The organism is Arsenophonus endosymbiont of Bemisia tabaci Q2, from assembly GCF_902713415.1.
Classification (GTDB): Bacteria; Pseudomonadota; Gammaproteobacteria; order Enterobacterales; family Enterobacteriaceae; genus Arsenophonus.
Map to the genome: position 1 here is coordinate 1 of NZ_CACTIE010000029.1, position 2,080 is coordinate 2,080.

The 2,080-nt window shown below is 33.2% G+C and carries 4 protein-coding genes and 1 pseudogene; all 5 read right to left on the minus strand.

Annotation, left to right across the window (positions count from 1 at the left end; translation table 11 throughout):
• Positions 1-323, minus strand: a 323-nt coding sequence (locus ARSQ2_RS02085) for a M10 family metallopeptidase C-terminal domain-containing protein (RefSeq protein ID WP_181994203.1), incomplete at its 3' end; no start/stop codon positions are given.
• Positions 245-832, minus strand: a complete 588-nt coding sequence (locus ARSQ2_RS02090) for a hypothetical protein (protein ID WP_181994204.1) — start codon at positions 830-832, stop codon at positions 245-247. The genes ARSQ2_RS02090 and ARSQ2_RS02085, both read right to left, overlap by 79 nt.
• A gap of 53 nt (positions 833-885) precedes the next feature.
• A complete protein-coding gene (locus ARSQ2_RS13480; protein WP_181994205.1) occupies positions 886-1,044 on the minus strand; it encodes a nitrilase-related carbon-nitrogen hydrolase in 159 nt (52 codons plus the stop codon).
• Positions 1,025-1,393 (minus strand): nitrilase-related carbon-nitrogen hydrolase, encoded by a 369-nt coding sequence (locus tag ARSQ2_RS02100; protein WP_181994206.1) that lies wholly within the window; start codon positions 1,391-1,393, stop codon positions 1,025-1,027. Before ARSQ2_RS02100 ends, ARSQ2_RS13480 begins: the two co-directional genes overlap by 20 nt.
• 244 nt (positions 1,394-1,637) lie before the next feature.
• Positions 1,638-2,080: pseudogene (locus ARSQ2_RS02105) on the minus strand (cytosine permease); the annotation flags it as partial.

Here is a 2,080-nt window from a genome sequence, read left to right on the forward strand (position 1 = left end):
GCTATATATGCCAGAATAAGATCGATATATGCCAGAATAAGATCGCTTTGTTCGACAACGCCAAGGATATATAGTTCAAAGTCGGGGATGGCATCACCGTTACCATCTATAAATAATCGACTTAAGTTAATTTCTTCATTATAAGTCAACATCATATCTCCCACTTGTTTAGTAAAGTAGTCAACAAAATAGAGTTTAGGGTTGCTTGTACTATAACTGTTTAGCCTAATGGCAGAGAGATTAATTAAGTAAATGCCAGTTTCAAAATCCATAATTTTATCTGGATTGTCGTAAGGTGAATCTTTGATACTGGAAAAAACCAAGGTATCTTTGCCGCTACCATTGCCAATTTTTGCGGTTTTTTATTATGATAATAAGGATTAATATCATTCCAGCTATAATTATCGATAATCAGGTTAGCACTTGTTGTCTGCCATGATAATTTTTGTTGTTGCTTACAGTAACCGTAGTAGTTGTTATTACAATAGCCTTGTTGATTTGGGTAAAAGGCATTATAAGTTATGGTGTTGCCGTAATATTGCCCAGGCCAGTCAGAAGCATAAGTAAAGCCATTGAATATCGGCATTGAATAATATGTTGTAGAATAACCATTATTATTGCAACCTGGATTTGTCCAGGGACAGTAAGGATTTACGTTGTATCCTCCACATGGTGGGGTTGTGCAGCCAGTGGCTGATAACTTAGGGTTAAAAATGCTTGTAGTTTCTTCTTTTTTAGTTCTTGAAGTGACTTTAGCTTTCCAATTGTTTTCATCTCTCCTGTTATAGCTAAGCGTCTTAATTTTGATTACAAAATATATGTTTTTCTCCAATATAAATTTACTGATATAGAGTAATTACTTGTAATCATTTTAAAGTCGCCCAGCTATAAAATATCTGCCTTTTTAGTTGCCAAAATTCTGGCAACTTCAGGAAATCCTGCATCGTAACAAATTATTATTCCAATACGACAAACACCAATATCAAAAACTGGCAAGCTATCACCGGGTGTAAACCATAGTTTTTCATGATGAAATAGATGCATTTTCCGATATACAGCTAATCAGTTTTTTATTTGGAATCCAAATACCGGCAGAATTATAAATTTTACCGGTTGTATCATCTCGTTCTATAAAACCACAAATAATAACTAAATTAAATTTGCTGGATAATTGGCTAAATAGCTTATCTGTCTGTTCATTTTCGGTTTTACTAAGTGAATAATATTGTTCTCCTAGTATTGATGGTGAATATCCAGTAGTCGCTAATTCAGGAAAACAGATAATTTGCGCATTGTTTTCCTTAGCTTTATAGCAAAAATTTTCTAAACATCGTAAATTTCCATCTTTATCACCTAAAATTGCGTCCGTCTGAGCTATTGTAACTTTGATCATTTTTTATCTCTTTCGGTATTTTTTTGAAAAAATTCTTTAAAATAGACAAGCAGAAATATATCACAGCAGAGATAAATATCGAGTTAACTGATGGAATACCGATAGTTAGGGTCATCCCAGCGATAGAGCCTAAAGCCCAAGCAATGAGAGATGGGTAATTTATCCATGGTGTAAAAGCATTATTTGGCAACTTGCCATCTTTAAGCTTTGAATCAAATAAATTTCTATTAGTATGCAGGATATACTAGTCAGTGAGCATAATCCCAGCTATTGGTGGGAAAATAACACCCGCTATTATCAAAAAATTAATAAAATTATTTAAAATACCGATAACGGTAAAGAAAGTTCCTATACTGCCCGCGATTAGCGTTAATGTAACATAATTGATTTTCTTGTATATCATACACGCAATAACATTGCTCATGCTAAGCGAGACACTATAAAGATTGATATCATTTATTTTAACCACCGCTAAGATGCTAAAAATGACGCCGATCCAGCCTGGATTTTGAATAAGGATATTAACCACATCATTGGTACCCATCGCTTTAGCTATCAATATAGAAACGCTATTAACAATAAATTCACTAACAATGATTGAAATTGTTAACATCCAAAAAACATCTTTTGAATTCTGACAATATAGCTGGGCGACTTTAAAATGATTACAAGTAATTACTCTATATC

Coding starts and splice junctions, on each gene's coding strand:
- ARSQ2_RS13480 (WP_181994205.1), bottom strand. CDS start 1,044: ATGCATCTATTTCATCATGAAAAACTATGGTTTACACCCGGTGATAGC.
- ARSQ2_RS02100 (WP_181994206.1), bottom strand. CDS start 1,393: ATGATCAAAGTTACAATAGCTCAGACGGACGCAATTTTAGGTGATAAA.